3 protein-coding genes are annotated in these 1,684 nt (G+C 44.2%); 2 read left to right on the plus strand and 1 reads right to left on the minus strand.

Features of this window, described 5'->3' with window-relative positions:
- Positions 1–276 (plus strand): transposase (locus F3H12_RS13560; RefSeq protein ID WP_149679592.1); only part of this gene is annotated, 276 nt, incomplete at its 5' end.
- Positions 277–395: 119 nt separating this feature from the next.
- On the opposite strand, the gene F3H12_RS13030 is transcribed toward F3H12_RS13560, so the two are convergent.
- Entirely contained in the window at positions 396–683 is a 288-nt protein-coding gene (locus tag F3H12_RS13030; RefSeq protein WP_149679743.1) for an HU family DNA-binding protein, read from the minus strand.
- A 422-nt stretch (positions 684–1,105) separates the two neighbouring features.
- Between F3H12_RS13030 and F3H12_RS13035 the strand changes: the two genes are divergently transcribed.
- Positions 1,106–1,405, plus strand: a complete 300-nt coding sequence (locus tag F3H12_RS13035; RefSeq protein ID WP_188118539.1) for a rhodanese-like domain-containing protein — start codon at positions 1,106–1,108, stop codon at positions 1,403–1,405.
- The last annotated feature ends 279 nt before the right edge of the window (positions 1,406–1,684 follow it).

A 1,684-nucleotide genomic window follows, 5' to 3' on the forward strand; every position in this document is an offset into this window, starting at 1 on the left:
TTCTACAAGGTAATGGATTCCCAAAACAGTTATGAGGCAAAACAGCGCCTGGCCAGATGGAACATGTTATTCTATGGATACAATCTTCCAGAGTTTAATGACTGCTTCAAAGCTTTTACAAACTGGCAGAAAGAAATTTTGAACTCGTTTGATGTTCCATATACCAATGGTTTCACAGAAGGCATCAACAACAAGATTAAAGTGATCAAACGAAATGCCTATGGGATAAGAAATTTCACAAGGTTCAGAAACAGGATATTGCATGTTATGGCATAGAGCTGCCAAGAAAAAGGCAGATGACCATACTTGATCATCTGCCCATATTCCATATGCTACTTCATTTTACTGGTTCCACCCCAACAATTGACGTAGAACCTAAAACATTATGTTAACATTTATTTCTTCTTGGATGCCGCTACCTTTTCCTTCAGTTCCTTGCCTGCTTTAAAGACAGGAGCCTTAGAGGCAGGAATGTCGATCTTGACCTTGGTGCGGGGGTTAACGCCTGTGCGGGCTTTGCGCTCCCTTACATCGAAGGTACCAAAGCCAACGAGGGTAACCTTCTCACCCTTGGCCAGAGATGCGCTAATGCTCTCGATGATAGCATCCAGCGCTGCGCCTGCATCCTTCTTGGTCATCTCTGCCTTCTTAGCGATTGCATCGATAAGATCCGCTTTGTTCATCCTTGTCTCTCCTTTCGGAAAATATCCTGGCATCCTCTGCCAATCTGTTTTATACCCATATTATTTCATAAAGCAACATAAAAAGCCATCGTTTTTTGCAATTTTTATTAAAATTTTTTATTTTTTTGGCTTATTTCAGCCATATTTTTACATTATCTGTAAAATAAATTCTTTATTATGTAAAATTTTCTTGTTTATTACACGACCTGTTCAACCGGAGTCCGTAAGCAGCCTCCCGATTGTGATTATATCACTACAGACCGGACGGGCTATCGGTTAAAATCAGGTATAACCACCCCAAGAATAATTTCGAAAAGGTGTGCGCATTTTATGAGATATCTTTTGGGTACAGTTGCAGCCATCATCATCCTGGCTTCAGCTTGGTTGGCCTGGAAAGGGGCCTGCTCATGGGTGGCACCAAGGTGTCAAATGATGTTATCGAGATGGTCAGAAGCAATCAGGATATCATCATGGTTGACGTCAGAACGCCGGAGGAATACCGGGAAAAACGGATTCCCGGCAGCATCCTGCTTCCGGACTATGAAATCAGGGGCAGGGCGGCCGAAGTGATTCCGGACAGAAACGCCAGAATCGTGGTCTATTGCAGGAGCGGTCGAAGAAGCGCGGAGGCCGCAAAAGTCCTTAAGGATATGGGTTATCAAAACGTTTACGACCTGGGCGGTATCATCGACTGGCCCTATGAGACCATCAGCGGTGAATGAATGACCAGGTGTCATTGCGAGCGACACGTCAGTGGCGCGCGGCAATCTTTTTCTACCTCACGGCTGGCTGCAGAAGTCACTGAGATTGCTTCGTCGCTTTGCTCCTCGCAATGACATTCGGGTCATGTCATCGCAAGCGGAACGCAGTGGAGCACAGCAATCTCGCAACATTTGGCTCATCTTCGGTCAATTGAAAAAGTAAATTCCGGTTTGCAAAAGTAAATTCCACAGTTTTTGCAAAGCAAGAGAAATCTATATTTTTCGTGTTTTTTGATGAGT

This window comes from Thermoclostridium caenicola (assembly GCF_900142095.1).
In the GTDB taxonomy this organism is placed as follows: domain Bacteria; phylum Bacillota; class Clostridia; order DSM-8532; family DSM-8532; genus Thermoclostridium_A; species Thermoclostridium_A caenicola.

What these genes read in the sequence shown, in the direction of transcription:
- F3H12_RS13030 (WP_149679743.1), bottom strand. Translation starts at nt 683, where the DNA reads ATGAACAAAGCGGATCTTATCGATGCAATCGCTAAGAAGGCAGAGATG.